The organism is Nocardioides hungaricus, from assembly GCF_054782915.1.
The window spans coordinates 20,315-34,192 of the sequence record NZ_BAAGRO010000003.1; the positions used below are offsets into that span (position 1 = coordinate 20,315).

The 13,878-nt window shown below is 74.2% G+C and carries 15 protein-coding genes; 13 read left to right on the forward strand and 2 right to left on the reverse strand.

Annotated features, from left to right (window positions below; translation table 11 throughout):
- The first annotated feature begins 2 nt into the window (after positions 1-2).
- The 3 genes from ACYVKX_RS01125 (at position 3) to ACYVKX_RS01135 (ending at position 2,287) form a co-directional block, all read left to right on the forward strand.
- Complete coding sequence (locus tag ACYVKX_RS01125) at positions 3-491, forward strand: DUF3180 domain-containing protein (RefSeq protein ID WP_460828662.1); 489 nt, start codon at positions 3-5, stop codon at positions 489-491.
- Between the two features lie 9 nt (positions 492-500).
- Positions 501-1,127, forward strand: coding sequence for a hypothetical protein (locus ACYVKX_RS01130; RefSeq protein ID WP_460828663.1), 627 nt, complete (start codon positions 501-503; stop codon positions 1,125-1,127).
- Between the two features lie 62 nt (positions 1,128-1,189).
- Positions 1,190-2,287, forward strand: coding sequence for a GNAT family N-acetyltransferase (locus ACYVKX_RS01135; RefSeq protein ID WP_460828664.1), 1,098 nt, complete (start codon positions 1,190-1,192; stop codon positions 2,285-2,287).
- Positions 2,288-2,321: 34 nt separating this feature from the next.
- Here ACYVKX_RS01135 and ACYVKX_RS01140 read toward each other — a convergent pair whose 3' ends face one another.
- On the reverse strand, positions 2,322-3,332 hold the full coding sequence (locus ACYVKX_RS01140; protein WP_460828666.1) for an ABC transporter ATP-binding protein: 1,011 nt from the start codon (positions 3,330-3,332) through the stop codon (positions 2,322-2,324).
- 3 nt (positions 3,333-3,335) lie between these two features.
- Between ACYVKX_RS01140 and ACYVKX_RS01145 the strand changes: the two genes are divergently transcribed.
- The 3 genes from ACYVKX_RS01145 to ACYVKX_RS01155 are packed head-to-tail and all read left to right on the forward strand — an operon-like array spanning position 3,336 to position 5,800.
- Positions 3,336-4,046: an ABC transporter permease gene (locus ACYVKX_RS01145; RefSeq protein ID WP_460828667.1), complete on the forward strand. Its 711-nt coding sequence runs from the start codon at positions 3,336-3,338 to the stop codon at positions 4,044-4,046.
- Positions 4,043-4,798, forward strand: coding sequence for an ABC transporter permease (locus ACYVKX_RS01150; protein WP_460828668.1), 756 nt, complete (start codon positions 4,043-4,045; stop codon positions 4,796-4,798). Before ACYVKX_RS01145 ends, ACYVKX_RS01150 begins: the two co-directional genes overlap by 4 nt.
- 51 nt (positions 4,799-4,849) lie before the next feature.
- A complete protein-coding gene (locus ACYVKX_RS01155) occupies positions 4,850-5,800 on the forward strand; it encodes an ABC transporter substrate-binding protein (RefSeq protein ID WP_460828669.1) in 951 nt (316 codons plus the stop codon).
- On the opposite strand, the gene ACYVKX_RS01160 is transcribed toward ACYVKX_RS01155, so the two are convergent.
- Positions 5,797-6,921 (reverse strand): glycosyltransferase family 2 protein, encoded by a 1,125-nt coding sequence (locus tag ACYVKX_RS01160; RefSeq protein WP_460828670.1) that lies wholly within the window; start codon positions 6,919-6,921, stop codon positions 5,797-5,799. The two genes, ACYVKX_RS01155 and ACYVKX_RS01160, sit on opposite strands and share 4 nt — an antisense overlap.
- Positions 6,922-6,955: 34 nt before the next feature.
- On the opposite strand from ACYVKX_RS01160, the gene ACYVKX_RS01165 reads away from it, so the two are divergent.
- From ACYVKX_RS01165 to nadC, 7 genes are all read left to right on the forward strand, one after another.
- Positions 6,956-8,032: a sulfotransferase family protein gene (locus ACYVKX_RS01165; protein WP_460828672.1), complete on the forward strand. Its 1,077-nt coding sequence runs from the start codon at positions 6,956-6,958 to the stop codon at positions 8,030-8,032.
- Positions 8,029-8,943 (forward strand): hypothetical protein, encoded by a 915-nt coding sequence (locus tag ACYVKX_RS01170; protein WP_460828673.1) that lies wholly within the window; start codon positions 8,029-8,031, stop codon positions 8,941-8,943. Before ACYVKX_RS01165 ends, ACYVKX_RS01170 begins: the two co-directional genes overlap by 4 nt.
- A 193-nt stretch (positions 8,944-9,136) precedes the next feature.
- Positions 9,137-10,036: a Rossmann-like and DUF2520 domain-containing protein gene (locus ACYVKX_RS01175; RefSeq protein ID WP_460828674.1), complete on the forward strand. Its 900-nt coding sequence runs from the start codon at positions 9,137-9,139 to the stop codon at positions 10,034-10,036.
- Complete coding sequence (panC, locus tag ACYVKX_RS01180) at positions 10,033-10,926, forward strand: pantoate--beta-alanine ligase (protein WP_460828675.1); 894 nt, start codon at positions 10,033-10,035, stop codon at positions 10,924-10,926. Before ACYVKX_RS01175 ends, panC begins: the two co-directional genes overlap by 4 nt.
- On the forward strand, positions 10,926-11,345 hold the full coding sequence (gene panD / locus ACYVKX_RS01185; protein WP_460828676.1) for an aspartate 1-decarboxylase: 420 nt from the start codon (positions 10,926-10,928) through the stop codon (positions 11,343-11,345). Before panC ends, panD begins: the two co-directional genes overlap by 1 nt.
- Before the next feature lie 9 nt (positions 11,346-11,354).
- Positions 11,355-12,998, forward strand: coding sequence for an L-aspartate oxidase (locus ACYVKX_RS01190; protein ID WP_460828677.1), 1,644 nt, complete (start codon positions 11,355-11,357; stop codon positions 12,996-12,998).
- Positions 12,995-13,876, forward strand: coding sequence for a carboxylating nicotinate-nucleotide diphosphorylase (gene nadC / locus ACYVKX_RS01195; RefSeq protein ID WP_460828678.1), 882 nt, complete (start codon positions 12,995-12,997; stop codon positions 13,874-13,876). Before ACYVKX_RS01190 ends, nadC begins: the two co-directional genes overlap by 4 nt.
- The last annotated feature ends 2 nt before the right edge of the window (positions 13,877-13,878 follow it).

Sequence of the window (13,878 nt, forward strand, 5' to 3'; positions counted from 1 at the left end):
CGGTGAGCGCGGACCCGTCCGGCGAGGAGCCGGGCGGGCGGCGGTTGCGGCCGACGTCCGCGGCGACCCTCGCGGTCTGGGCCGTGGTCGGCCTGGTCGGGGGCTGGCTGCTGCACCCGCTGTCCGAGCGGGCCCGCGGCACCGCGCCGGTGATCACCTGGGCCCAGCCGCTGGCGCTGGTCCTGGTCGCGGCGATCCTGGGCGCGACGGCGTACCTCACCTGGCGCTCGGTGCACGTCCACCACGAGCGGATCGAGCCGCACCGCGCCGTGAACCGCCTGGTGCTGGCGCGCTCGTGCGCGCTCGTGGGCGCGCTGGTGGCGGGCGGGTACGCCGGATACGCGCTGAGCTGGCTCGACGTGGACACCGAGCTGGGCGACCAGCGGGTGCTCCGTGCCGCGATCGCGGCGCTCGCGGGCGCGGCCGTCGTCGCCACGTCGATCGCCCTCGAGCGCGCGTGTCGCGTCAGTTCCGACGAGAAAGCCTCCTAACCTGCTGGTATGGCTTCCCCACAGGCTCCTGCCGGTCGGCCCAGCCGGCGTCGCCAGCGCAGCACCCGGCTGACGGTCGCCGTCTCCCTCCTCGTCGTCGCCGCCGCCCTCGTGGCCGCGGCGGCCGCCAGCGCCTCGCTGGTGCTGGTCACGGTCGCGGCGGTCGCCGCGGTCGCCCTGGGTGCGGTCGCCACCCGGATCACGCACACCGAGCTGGTCACCAGCCGCCGCGAGTCGGCTCGGGACCGAGCCGAGCAGGCGCAGGCCTACCGGGAGGTCACCGCGGCGCGCACCGCCGAGAACCAGGCCTTCGCGGAGACCATGCGCACCCGCGTCGCGCGCCACGAGCAGTCGATCCACGAGCTCGAGGACGCGCTGAGCGCCGCGCAGGGCCGCGCCGCCGCGGCGACCCGGAGGATGAACGCCGAGGCCCGCCGGGCGGACGCCGCCGAGCGCCACGCCCGCGACGCCGGGGTCCGGATCGAGCAGAGCCGTGCCGAGGCCGAGGAGCGCGCGGTCGCCGCCGCCGTGCGGGTCGCCGAGCTCGAGCACGAGCTGGACGCCGTCCGCGCCGAGCTCGAGACGGTCACCGCGGCCTGGCGCGACGCCGAGGCGGCGCAGCGCAAGCACGCCTGAGTACACGTACTGAGGCTCTCGCCACGTTTCCGCGCCGAGGGGGGTGCGGGACACTACGGACCGTGATCCCCGAGGAGAACCGGTTCCACAGCGACCCCGACCAGGCGCTCGGCGAACGACCGGCGCTGCCGGCGGGGTGGACGGTCGGCGTACCCGACCCCGCCGACCGGTTCGACGTCGCGCGGCTGACGCACCTGCTGCGTGCTCACGAGCGGCACGGCCGCGGCTGGGCCGGCTCCGGGGTGGACGACGTGCTCGTCGAGGTCTCCGAGCGCGGGCTGCGGATGCGCGAGAACGTCGTGATCCGCGATCCCGACGGCGAGATCCACGCCTGGGGCAGCGTCCACGACCGCTCGGTCGGCCGGATGCTCCTCGTGCACGTCGTCGAGCGCGACCTCCCCGCCGCCGTCACTGACGCGTGCTCCGACGTGCTCCTCGAATGGGCCGAGGGCCAGGCCCGCTCGGTCGGCGCCGCCCGCGGCCTGCCGGCCCAGCAGATCGACACCGGCGCCTTCGAGGACGACGAGCGCCAGGCCCGGTGGCTGTCCGGGGCCGGCTTCGAGCGGGTCCGGCACTGGTGGCAGATGAGCCGCCCGGTCGCCCCGGACGAGGGCGACCTGGTGCCCGACCCCGAGTGCTGGGCCGACGGCGGCGTGGTGTTCCGCCTGGTCCGGCGTGCCTCCGGCGGGATGCCCGACGAGGGCGACCTGCGCGAGCTGCACGAGGTGCTGGAGGGCGCCTTCGCCGACCACTTCAACTCCAGCGAGGAGACCTTCGAGGAGTTCCTCTTCCGGCTCCGCGAGGACCCCGGCCATCGCTGGGACCACTGGTGGCTGGCCGAGCTCGTCGGCGGGGCCGCGTCCGACGGCGGCCGGCCGCGGCCGGTCGGGGCGCTGGTCGGGACGGCCTCCGCGAGCGCGACCGGCCCGGACGGGTCGTACGTCGCCTACCTCGGCGTCCTCGAGGCCGCCCGCGGCCGCGGCGTCGCCACGGGGCTGCTGCGCACGATCGTCGCCGACGCCGCCCGCCGCGGCCGGGACCGCGTCGGCCTCGAGGTGGACGCCGACTCCCCGACCGGCGCCGCCGGGCTCTACACGTCGATGGGCTGGGCGACCAGGTACGTCACCGAGTCCTGGCACCGGGACGTCCCGGTCGGCTGAGGGCGACTTCTCGGGCAATCCCCCACCGCGCCCCTCAGCCGACCTCGCTCATCTCGGCCAGCGCGGCCCGGAGCGCGCGGTGGATGCCGTCGGGCGTGAGCACGCCGACGAACCGCGCACCCTGCTTGACGCCGACCATGCCCCGGTCGTCGCGGAGCAGTACGGCGAGCGCGTCGCCCAGCGTGGAGTCGGCGTCGATCGCCGCGCCCAGGTCGCCCGCGCGGACGCCGTCGAGCGGCTCGACGTGGGCCGGGTCGAGGGGGATCACCTGGAGCCGGCGCAGGCCGGTGGTGGAGCCGACGAAGTCGGCCACGAAGTCGTCCGCGGGCCGGCCGAGCAGCCGGGCGGGGGTGTCGTACTGCGCGAGCCTCCCGCCGGTCGCGAACACCGCGACCCGGTCGCCGAGGCGCACCGCCTCGTCGATGTCGTGGGTGACGAAGACGACCGTGACGCCGAGCTCGTCCTGGAGCCGCAGGAACTCGTCCTGGAGCCGCAGCCGCACGACCGGGTCCACCGCCCCGAACGGCTCGTCCATCAGCAGCACCGGCGGCTTCGCCGCGAGCGCCCGGGCCACGCCGACGCGCTGCTGCTGGCCGCCGGAGAGCTGCTGCGGGTACTTGTCGGCGTACGTCGCCGGGTCGAGCCCGACCAGCTCGAGCAGCTCCAGGGCACGTGCGCGGGCGGTCGACTTCGACTCGCCGTACAGCAGCGGCACCGTCATCACGTTCGCGAGCACCCGCTGGTGCGGGAACAGCCCGACCTGCTGGATCACGTAGCCGATCCCGCGGCGCAGCCGCACCGGGTCCTGGTCCGTCACGTCGCGGCCGTCGATCTCGATCGTGCCGGTCGTGGGCTCGATCAGCCGGTTGACCATCTTCAGCGTCGTGGACTTGCCGCAGCCCGACGGGCCGACCAGGCAGACCAGCTCGCCGCGGCCCACCTCGAGGTCCAGCTCGTGGACCGCGACCGTGCCGTCGGCGTAGGTCTTGCCGACACCCGAGAGCCGGATCATGGGGTCAGTAGCCTCCGAGCCGGTACCGTCCATGCGGTGACCCTACTCGGGACTCCGACGGCGGCGGCCGAGCCGAGCTGCTACAGCCGGCTCACGAACGAGTGGCTCTGCGCGCAGTACGTGCGCGACTACCAGCGGGAGATCGTCGACGCCACGGTCCAGCACCTCGGCATCACGATCGCCGCCGTGCTGCTCGGCGTCCTCATCGCGTTCCCGCTCGCCCTGGTCGCGCGCCGGCTGCCCCGGCTGGAGACCGCGATCCTCGGCGTCGCCACGGCGGTCTACACGATCCCGTCGCTGGCGCTGATGCCGTTGCTGGTGCCGTTCACCGGCCTGTCCGCCGCGACCGTGGTCATCTCGCTCGCGCTCTACGCGCTGACGATCCTGGTGCGGAGCATGCTCGAGGGGTTCCGCGCCGTACCGGAGGGGGTGCGGGAGTCCGCGACCGGCCTCGGGTACGGCGCCACCCGGCGGCTGTTCCTCGTCGAGCTGCCGCTCGCGACGCCGGTGATCATGGCCGGCCTGCGGGTCGCGACCGTCTCGACGGTGGCGCTGACGACGGTCGGCTCCCTGGTCGCGTACGGCGGGCTGGGCAACCTGATCAAGGACGGCGTGAGCACGAACTTCCGCGCCGAGCTGGTGACCGCCTCCGTCCTGTGCGTGCTGCTCGCGGTGGTGCTCGACGCCGCGATCGTCGGCGCCCAGTGGCTGGTCACGCCGTGGACCCACGGGAGGCGCCACGCATGACCGTCGTCGCCGATGCGTGGGAGTACCTCACGACGCTGTCGAGCTGGACCGGCTCGACCGGCATGCTCCGGCTGCTCCTCCAGCAGCTGCTGCTCAGCGTCACCGCGCTGCTGGTCGCCGCGGCGCTCGGGCTGCCGCTCGCGCTCTGGCTCGGCCACCTCGGCCGCGGCGGCCTCCTGGCGATCAACATCTCCAACGTCGGCCGCGCCGTCCCGACGTTCGCGCTGCTCGCGCTGCTCGTCACGGCCGGCTGGCCGGGCACCGCGCCGTTCGGACCCTACGGCCGCGCCGGCCTGGCTACGATCATCGCGCTGACGCTGTTCGCGCTCCCGCCGATCATCACCAACGCGTACGTCGGCATGCGCGAGGTCTCGCCGTTCGTGCGTCAGTCCGCCGACGGCATGGGCATGACCGGCGCCCAGAAGTTCTGGCGGGTCGAGCTGCCCCTCGCGGCGCCGCTGGTGGCACTCGGCCTGCGGCTGGCGCTGGTCCAGGTGTGGGCGACCGCGACGCTCGCGGCGCTGGTGGCCGGGCCGGGCCTGGGCACGGTGATCACCGACGGCTTCTACCGCACCAACTACGGCAAGGGCATCGCCGGCGCGATCGTGGTCGCGGCGGTCGCGCTCGTGCTTGAGTTCCTGGCCGCCGGGGTACAGCGGTCCCTGACCGGCAGATCGTCACCGAAACGTGCTGGGGGAGTGTCGGTGGCCGAGTCTACGGTTGCCGACGCGACCGACACCCGTCGGCCGTGAGCAGGATCCGGACACGCGCGGCACCCGTCGCGGGACACAGAAGGTGATGCAATGCAGGTACGACGCTCCTTGGCCGCGGTGATCGCCGTCGGCTCCCTCCTCCTCGCCACTGGCTGCGCGGGCGACGACCTCGAGTCCGGCGGCAGCGGCGACGAGTCCTCGGCCCCGGCCGACAAGGGCACGGTCAACATCTCGGGCCAGAGCTTCACCGAGGCGGCCATCGTCGCCGCGATGTACGACCAGCTCCTCACCGACGCCGGCTACACGACCAACGTCAAGCTGGTCGACACCCGCGACGCCTACATGGCGACCTTCCCCGGCGACGTCGACGTCGTCCCGGAGTACGTCGGCGGCATCGTGAACTTCCTCAACGCCAAGGCCAACGGCGCGGATGCCGAGCCGTTCACCGCCGGCGACGGCGCGCAGCTGGCCGAGCAGGGCCAGGCGCTGCTCGACGACGCGGGCATCACGCTCCTCGACCAGTCCTCGGCGACCGACACCAACGCGTTCTTCGTGACGAAGGAGTACTCCCAGTCCGAGGGCGTCACGAAGCTCTCCGACCTCGAGGGCGCCTCGGTGGTGCTCGCGGCGGCGCCGGACTGCAAGGGCCGGCTCGACTGCGAGGGCGGCCTCTCCGACCAGTACGGCATCGACGTCACCAAGGTGCTGCCGCTCGGCTACGCCAGCGACCAGACCTACCAGTCGGTGCTCGACGGCGAGTCCCAGCTCGGCGAGACCAGCACGACCGACGGCACGCTCGACTCCCAGGGCCTGGTGGTGCTCGAGGACGACAAGCAGATCCAGCCGGCGCAGAACCTCGTGCCCGCGGTCTCGACCGAGTTCCTCGACGCCAACCCCGACGTCGCGGACGTGCTCAACGCCCTGATGGCCGCGCTGACGACCGAGAAGCTGACCGAGCTCAACGGCCAGGTCGCCGTCGACCGGGAGAAGCCCGAGGACGTCGCCCGCCAGTTCCTCCAGGACGAGGGGCTCCTCGGCTAGGCGTCCGGCTGGACCCGCACCTCGAAGTCCCGCAGCGCCAGGGCCGCGGGGTCGACGCTCGCCAGGTCGATGACCGGCACGTCGATCCGCGGACCGGCCGCGGTGCGGACCTGGGGGAGGGGGCCACCGACCCGGGCGGCGTACTCCATCACGGCGGCGGCGTCCTCACGACGGCCCATCTCCACGAGCCAGCCGGTCAGCCGGTGCACCGGCGGCAGCCCGGAGTGCGTGAGCGAGCGGGCGCCCCAGAACTCGCGGACGCCGGAGACCAGCAGGTCCCACCACGCGTCGGAGCAGCCGGGGATCTCGGCGAAGTAGCGGTGCAGGTCGCCGGCCAGCACCCGGTCGTGGAAGATCCGGCCGACCTTCGCCGACCCGAAGTCCGCGACGGTCGCCAGCGACATCCGCTTGGTCGTCCAGCGGTCGCGCAGGTCGTCGAGGGAGGAGCGCTGCTGGGTGATCGACGAGCCGTCGTGCCGGATCCGCCAGTGGTAGACGACGTCGGGGAGCACCGAGAGCTGGCGGGCACGGACGTACGCCGCGGTCGTCGTCGGCTGGTCCTCGTAGCGCACGCCCTCGGGCCAGGCCAGGCCGGCGTCCGCCCAGAAGTCGCGGCGGAACAGCTTGTTCCACGCGAACACGTCGCCCAGGATCTCGGGGTGGTCCTCCACGACCAGCGGCGTCCGGCCCTCGCGGTGCAGCCGCCGCATCCAGGGCAGCTCGGTCAGCGTGTCGCCCTCCCGGCGGACCACCGACCCGGTCGCGAAGTCCGAGCCGGTGCGCCGCAGCTCCCGGGCCAGGGTCGCGTAGGCGTCGGGAGGGACGACGTCGTCGGAGTCGGCGAAGGCGAGGAGCTCTCCCCGGACGTGCCGCGCGCCCTCGTTGCGGGCGGCGCCGAGGCCGCGGTTCTCGGTGTGCACCACCCGGACACGGGGGTCGCGGGCGGCGTACTCGTCGGCGATCGCGCCCGAGCCGTCGGTCGAGCCGTCGTCGACGAGCACCACGTCGAGCTCGGCGTGGGTCTGCGCGAGGACGCTGTCGACGGCCTCGGCGAGGTAGCCCTCGACGTTGTGGACCGGGACCACGACGCTGACGACCTGCGTGCGACGGCCGAGCCTCATGTCGCCACGGTAGCGAGGGTTAGGCTCCTGCCTCGTGAGTGACCCCGCCGCTGTCGAGCCCGCCGACTACCCGCGGAAGGTCCTCTTCGTCGCCGGCGCGGGGCGCAGCGGCACCAGCACGATGGCCGGGCTGATGAAGATCATGGGCCTCCACGTCCCGCAGCCCGAGGTGGTCGCCGACGAGACCAACCCCAAGGGCTTCGGCGAGCCGCAGTGGGTCGTCGAGCACCACGACCGGCTGCTCCGCGAGGCCAACGTGCAGGTCAGCGACTCGCGGCCGGACGCGTGGTTCGAGACCGGACGCGTGGCGACCCGGGAGCAGGAGCGGATCCGCACCGCCGACTGGCTCGGGGAGCACTTCGCGGTCAACCCCGAGCTGGTGGTGAAGGACCCGCGGCTGAGCTGGTTCCTCGGCCTCTGGCGGGTCGCGGCGATCCGCGCCGGCGCGACGCCGGTGTTCGCCACCATGCTGCGCCCGCCCGCCGAGGTGGTCGGCAGCAAGCAGACCTACTACCAGAACCGGCTCGGCTCGGCGCACCTCGCGGCGTCCTGGCTGAACATGCTGCTGCACACCGAGCGCGCCACCCGCGAGTCGGTCGCCGACGGCGGCCGGGTCTTCGTCCGGTACGCCGACCTGCTCGACGACTGGACCCGGATCGTGATGGGGGCCGGCGAGCGGCTCGGGCTCCAGCACGTGCTGCACGCGCGCAGCGAGGCGATCCGCGACGGCCACCGGTTCGTCGACCCGAGCCTGCGCCGGATGACGCAGACCCTCGACGACCTCGGCCTCCCGCCGCGGCTGCACGAGCTCGTCGGCCAGACCTGGGAGGAGCTCAACCGGCTCGCCGACCCCGGCGGCGACACCCCGGCGGCGCACCGGACGCTCGACCAGCTCCGGGAGGGGTACGTCGACCTGTACGAGGAGGCCGCGGCCATCTCCCGCTCGTCGGTGGTGGCCGCGGAGCACCGGCTCAGGCGGCAGCAGCGGCTCAAGACCGCGCCCGAGGCGCCTGCGCCGTCCGGGGCCGACAAGATCCCGCACGGCCTGCGTGCGGCTGTCCCGGCGCCGGTCCGCCGGGGGCTGCGGAAGATGCTCGGCCGGTCGCGGTGACCGCGCACCTCAGCGCGGGTGGCCTGCGGAACCTCGAGGGCCACGCCGACTTCGACATCGCCTGGCCCTGGCTCCGGCCGGAGGGGCTGCGCCCCGGCGCCACCGCCGTACTCCGGGTGAAGGACGAGGCGCCCTCGCTGCCGTTCGTGCTCCCACCGCTGCTCCGCGCCTGCGACGCGGTGCTGCTGGTCGACAACGGCTCCGAGGACGGCACGCCCGACGTGGCCCGGGAGACCGCCGAGCGGGCCGGGTACGCCGACCGGCTGAGCGTGGCGTCGTACCCCTTCGCCGTCGCGCGTGCCGGCGCCGAGCACCTGGCCCGGCACGAGCTGTCGGTGCACTCGCTGTCGTACTTCTACAACTGGTGCTTCGCGCAGGTCGGCACCCGCTACTCGTGGAAGTGGGACGGCGACATGGTCCTCACCACCGAGGGCGAGGTGTCGATGGGCGACCTGAGCTGGCAGGTCGGCGATGTGCAGTCGATCGTGCGGGTGCCGCGGCACGGGCTGTACCTGGAGAGCGAGTCGACGGGCTACCTCGACCTGGGCTGGCGCAACGCCGAGGAGTGGGGCTTCCCGATCGGGCCGGACTTCGTCTACACCAAGGCGTTCGAGTGGGAGATCCGCACGACCCCGGTCGGCGTGCGCTCGATCGCGCTGCCCCAGGGATTGTGCGTGGAGCTGAAGTACCTCCACGGCGAGGAGTTCGCGCACTGGACCGACCCGGCGTCGTTCGCGACGTCGTGGCGCAACCGCCGCAAGCGCCGCGAGTGGGAGGTCTTCCACGCGCTCCGGGAGGGCACCGTGCCGCCCGGCGTACACGAGATCGCCGCCCCCGCCGGCGTCCACATCGTCGACCACGTCACCCACGACTGGCTGCCCCGCGCCCCGCGCCCCCTCGACGTGGGATAGCGCCCCCGTGTCGGGCACGTCACGCCCGAGGCGCCTTACCTCGGTCCAGACCGGGGCGTACGCTCGACGGCGCCGGGGAACAACCCGGCAGACAGGCAACACGACGAGCACACCGTCCGGTACCCACACCGGCCCCGAGCCGCGGCAGCGGCGAGGGGTGGTCGGAGGGACTGCAACGTAAGGTTCGACACCCATGACGCACCGTATCGGCGTCGTCGGCGCAGGCCGCGTCGGCGCCGTCCTGGCCGCCGCCCTCGGGGCCGCGGGCCACACCGTGGTCGCCGCCGCCGGCGAGTCCGACGCCTCCCGCTCCCGCATCGCCGATCTGCTCCCCGGAGTCCGGCCCGCGAAGCCCTCCGACGTCGCGCGCTCCTGCGACCTGCTGCTGCTGACCGTCCCCGACGACATGCTCGAGAACGTCGTCACGGTGCTCAGCGACAGCGGCGCGATCCGCCCCGGCCAGTACGTCGTGCACACCTCCGGCCGGCACGGGCTGGCCGTGCTCGAGCCGGCCCGCCGGGTCGGCGCGCGCGTGGTCGCGATGCACCCCGCGATGACGTTCACCGGCACCGCACTCGACCTGGACCGTGTGCCGGGCTGCGTCCTCGGCCTCACCGCCGGCGACGAGGAGCGCGCGTTCGCGCGGGCCCTGGTCGCCGACCTCGGCGGCCGGCCGATGTGGGTGCCCGAGCAGATGCGCACGCTCTACCACTCCGGTCTCGCGCACGGCGCCAACCACCTGGTCACGCTGGTGACGCAGGCGATGGAGATCCTCGCCGCCGCCGGTGCCGACGACCCGGCCGGCACGCTGCGCCCACTGCTCGCCGCCGCCCTCGACAACGCGCTCGAGCACGGCGACGCCGCCCTCACCGGCCCGATCGCGCGCGGCGACGTCAACACCGTCCGCGCCCACCTCGCCGACATCGCCGCCAACGCGCCGCACACGCTGCCGTCGTACGTCGCCCTGGCCCGCGACACCCTCGACCGGGTCGTCACCGACGGTCGGGTGCTGCCGATCCGCGCCCACGCGATGCGGCGCGTGATCGACGGGGCCGAGCGCGCGGCAGGGCTCCAGGCCGCGCGCCGCCGATGACCTCGGGCCCCGTCCTCGCCGCCACGCGCGAGGAGCTCGCCACGCTGCTCGCGAACGCCGACGGCCCGATCGGCCCGATCGGCCCGGTCGGCCTGGTGCCGACGATGGGCGCGCTCCACGAGGGCCACGCCAGCCTGATGCGGGTCGCCCGCGAGCGGGTGGCCAGAGAGGGGCAGAGCGGCCCCGTCGTGGTGTCGGTGTTCGTGAACCCGCTCCAGTTCGGCCCGGGCGAGGACCTCGACCGCTACCCGCGCACCCTCGACGCGGACCTGGAGCTCTGCGCGCGCGAGGGCGTCGACATCGTGTTCGCCCCCTCCGTGGACGAGGTCTACCCCGGCGGTGAGCCGCAGGTGACGATCCGTCCCGGCCCGCTCGCCAAGGTGCTCGAGGGCAAGGTCCGCCCGGGCCACTTCCGCGGCGTGCTGACCGTCGTCGCCAAGCTGTTCGGGCTGGTCCGCCCCGACGTCGCGGTGTTCGGCCAGAAGGACTACCAGCAGCTGACGCTGATCCGCCGGATGGTGCTCGACCTCAGCATGGGCGTCGACGTCGTCGGCGCCGAGACCGTCCGCGAGGCCGACGGCCTCGCGCTCTCCAGCCGCAACCGCTACCTCGACGCCGAGCAGCGCGAGAGCGCGGCCGCGCTCAACCGCGTCCTGCGCGCGGCCCAGGAGAGCGCCCGGTACGGCGCGGCGGGAGCTCTCGCCGCGGCGCGGGCCGAGCTGCGCGCCGCCCAGGGCGTGGACCTCGACTACCTGGTGATCACCGACCCGGACCTCGGCGAGCTGCCGTCCGACGTACCCCCGGGGACGGAGGCACGCGTGCTCGTCGCCGCGCGCATCGGAACCACCCGTCTCATCGACAACATGCCACTCGTGATCGGGAAGCCCTGATGCTGCGCACCATGATGAAGAGCAAGATCCACCGCGCCACGGTCACCCAGGCCGACCTGCACTACGTCGGGTCGGTGACCGTCGACGAGGACCTGCTCGACGCCGCCGACCTGCTGCCGGGCGAGCTCGTGCACGTCGTCGACATCACCAACGGCGCCCGGCTCGAGACCTACACGATCGCGGGCGAGCGCGGCTCCGGCGTGATCGGGATCAACGGCGCCGCCGCCCACCTGGTGCACCCCGGCGACCTGGTGATCCTCATCGGCTACGGGCAGCTGGAGACTGCCGCGGCGAGGGAGCTCGTGCCGCAGGTGGTGTTCGTCGACGCCGACAACAGGATCCTGGCGACCGGCAACGACGTGGCCGAGGCGGTCGCGGGCGCGGGGCTGGTCCGCGGCGACCAGCTGGCCCAGCGGTAACCTGCGCCAATGCCCTCCCCGGTCCGCCGCGTCCCCGGCCGCCTGGTCGCGCCCGAGCCCGGCTGGAGCACGACGGCCGACGTCGTCGTCGTCGGGTCGGGCATCGCCGGCCTGACCGCCGCGCTGCGGTTGCGGGGCCGGGTCGACAGGGTGCTCGTCGTCACCAAGGACGTGCTCGCGGCCGGCTCGACGCAGTGGGCGCAGGGCGGGATCGCCGCCGCGCTCGGCCCCGGCGACACCCCCGGACAGCACGAGCAGGACACCCTGGTCGCGGGCGCCGGCGCCTGTGACCGGGATGCGGTGCGGGTGCTCGTGACCGAGGGGCCGGACGCCGTGCGCGAGCTGATCGCGCTGGGCACGAACTTCGACCACGACCCGGACGGCGAGCTCTCGCTCACCCGCGAGGGTGGCCACCACCGCGACCGGATCGCGCACGCCGGCGGCGACGCGACCGGCGCCGAGATCCAGCGGGCGCTGATCGCCGCGATCGAGCGGGCACCCGAGATCGAGGTGATCCAGCACGCGCTCGCCGTCGACCTGCTGCTCGCCGAGGACGGCGGCGTCGCGGGCCTCACCCTGCACGTGATGGGCGAGGGCCAGCGCGACGGCGTCGGCGCGGTGCACTGCCGGGCGGTGGTGCTCGCCAGCGGCGGACTCGGGCAGGTGTTCTCGCAGACCACGAACCCGGCCGTCGCCACCGGCGACGGCATGGCGGTCGCGCTGCGCGCGGGCGCGGTGCTGCGCGACCTGGAGTTCGTGCAGTTCCACCCGACGGTGATGTACCTCGGGCCCGACTCGCTCGGCCAGCAGCCGCTGATCTCCGAGGCGGTGCGCGGGGAGGGCGCAGTCCTGGTCGACGCCCTGCCGGAGGAGGGGGGCAGCCGGCTCATGGCGGGCGTGCACGAGCTGGCCGACCTAGCCCCGCGCGACGTGGTCGCGAAGGCGATCACCCGCCGGATGGTCGAGACCGGCCGCCCGCACATGTGGCTGGACGCCCGCGCCTTCGGCGCCGAGAAGTGGGAGCGCCGGTTCCCGACGATCCTCGCCACCTGCCGGCGGTACGGCGTCGAACCGGTCACCGAGCTGATCCCGGTCGCGCCCGCGTGCCACTACGCGTCCGGCGGCGTCCGCACCGACCTGTGGGGTCGCAGCAGCGTGCCCGGCCTCTACGCCACCGGCGAGGTCGCCTGCTCCGGCGTGCACGGCGCCAACCGGCTCGCCTCCAACTCCCTGCTCGAGGGCCTGGTCTTCTCGCGCCGGATCGCCGAGGTGCTGCCCGGCGAGCTCCGTCCGCTCCAGCCGCCCGCGCCCGACACCCGCACGGCCGGCCTGGTGCCCGGCGGCCTGCGGCGCGACCTGCAGCAGGTGATGACCTCGCGGGTCGGCGTACTGCGCCACGCCGCGGGCCTGGAGGAGGCCGCCGGACTGCTCGACAAGCTCGCCGGCTGCCGCGCCGAGGTCGTCGACCAGCAGTCGTGGGAGACCACCAACCTGCTCACGATCAGCATCGCCCTGGCCGACGCCGCGGCGCTGCGCGAGGAGACCCGCGGCTCGCACTGGCGCGAGGACTTCCCCGAGCGCGACGACCTGCGCTTCTCCGGCCACCTCGACGCCGTCATGGACGACGGCGCCACCACCCTGGAGCTGCGATGACCGCCCGCGCGCCGTACGTCGGGGAGCTGTGCGCCGCGGGGCTCGACCCGATTGCCATCACAGCGCAATTGCGCGCGGCGCTCGCCGAGGACCTGCCCGATGGCGACGTCACCTCGATCGCGACGATCGCGGAGAGCGCCCGGGGGCGCGGCGTCTTCGCCGCCCGCGAGCCCGGCGTGGTCGCCGGGCTCGGCATCGCGGCGCTGGTCTTCCACGAGGTCATGGGCGACGGCGTCGAGGTGACCGACCGGCTGCCCGACGGCAGCCACGTGCGGCCCGGCGACGTGGTGATGCGAGTCGCCGGCCCGACCCGCGGCCTGCTCACCGCCGAGCGCACCGCGCTCAACTACGCCAGCCACCTCTCCGGCGTCGCCACCGCGACCGCGCGGTGGGTCGAGGCGCTCGAGGGCACGAGGGCCCGGGTGCTCGACACCCGCAAGACGCTGCCGACCTACCGCGCGCTGCAGAAGTACGCCGTGCGCTGCGGTGGCGGCGTGAACCACCGTTCCAGCCTCAGCGACCGGGCGATGGTCAAGGACAACCACGTCGTGGCCGCCGGGGGCGTCGTGCCGGCCTACGAGGCCGTCCGGGCGGCGTACCCCGACCTCCGCGTCGAGGTCGAGGTCACCGACCTCGACCAGCTGCGCGAGCTGCTCGACGCCGGCTGCACCGAGATCCTGCTCGACAACATGGAATCCCCGACGATGGCCGAGGCGGTCCGCATCACCGCCGGCCGCGCCACGCTCGAGGCGTCCGGCCGGCTCACCATCGAGCGCGCCCGCGAGGTCGCCGAGACCGGCGTCGACTTCATCTCGGTCGGGGCGCTCACCCACTCGGTCCGGGTCTTCGACCTCGGCCTGGACCTCTCCGAGGGCTGACG

Excerpts from the sequence above, each read along its gene's own strand:
- ACYVKX_RS01130 (WP_460828663.1), top strand. The coding sequence starts at position 501 with ATGGCTTCCCCACAGGCTCCTGCCGGTCGGCCCAGCCGGCGTCGCCAG.
- ACYVKX_RS01140 (WP_460828666.1), bottom strand. The coding sequence starts at position 3,332 with ATGGACGGTACCGGCTCGGAGGCTACTGACCCCATGATCCGGCTCTCG.
- ACYVKX_RS01150 (WP_460828668.1), top strand. The coding sequence starts at position 4,043 with ATGACCGTCGTCGCCGATGCGTGGGAGTACCTCACGACGCTGTCGAGC.
- ACYVKX_RS01155 (WP_460828669.1), top strand. The coding sequence starts at position 4,850 with ATGCAGGTACGACGCTCCTTGGCCGCGGTGATCGCCGTCGGCTCCCTC.
- ACYVKX_RS01160 (WP_460828670.1), bottom strand. The coding sequence starts at position 6,921 with ATGAGGCTCGGCCGTCGCACGCAGGTCGTCAGCGTCGTGGTCCCGGTC.
- ACYVKX_RS01175 (WP_460828674.1), top strand. The coding sequence starts at position 9,137 with ATGACGCACCGTATCGGCGTCGTCGGCGCAGGCCGCGTCGGCGCCGTC.
- panC (WP_460828675.1), top strand. The coding sequence starts at position 10,033 with ATGACCTCGGGCCCCGTCCTCGCCGCCACGCGCGAGGAGCTCGCCACG.
- panD (WP_460828676.1), top strand. The coding sequence starts at position 10,926 with ATGCTGCGCACCATGATGAAGAGCAAGATCCACCGCGCCACGGTCACC.
- ACYVKX_RS01190 (WP_460828677.1), top strand. The coding sequence starts at position 11,355 with ATGCCCTCCCCGGTCCGCCGCGTCCCCGGCCGCCTGGTCGCGCCCGAG.
- nadC (WP_460828678.1), top strand. The coding sequence starts at position 12,995 with ATGACCGCCCGCGCGCCGTACGTCGGGGAGCTGTGCGCCGCGGGGCTC.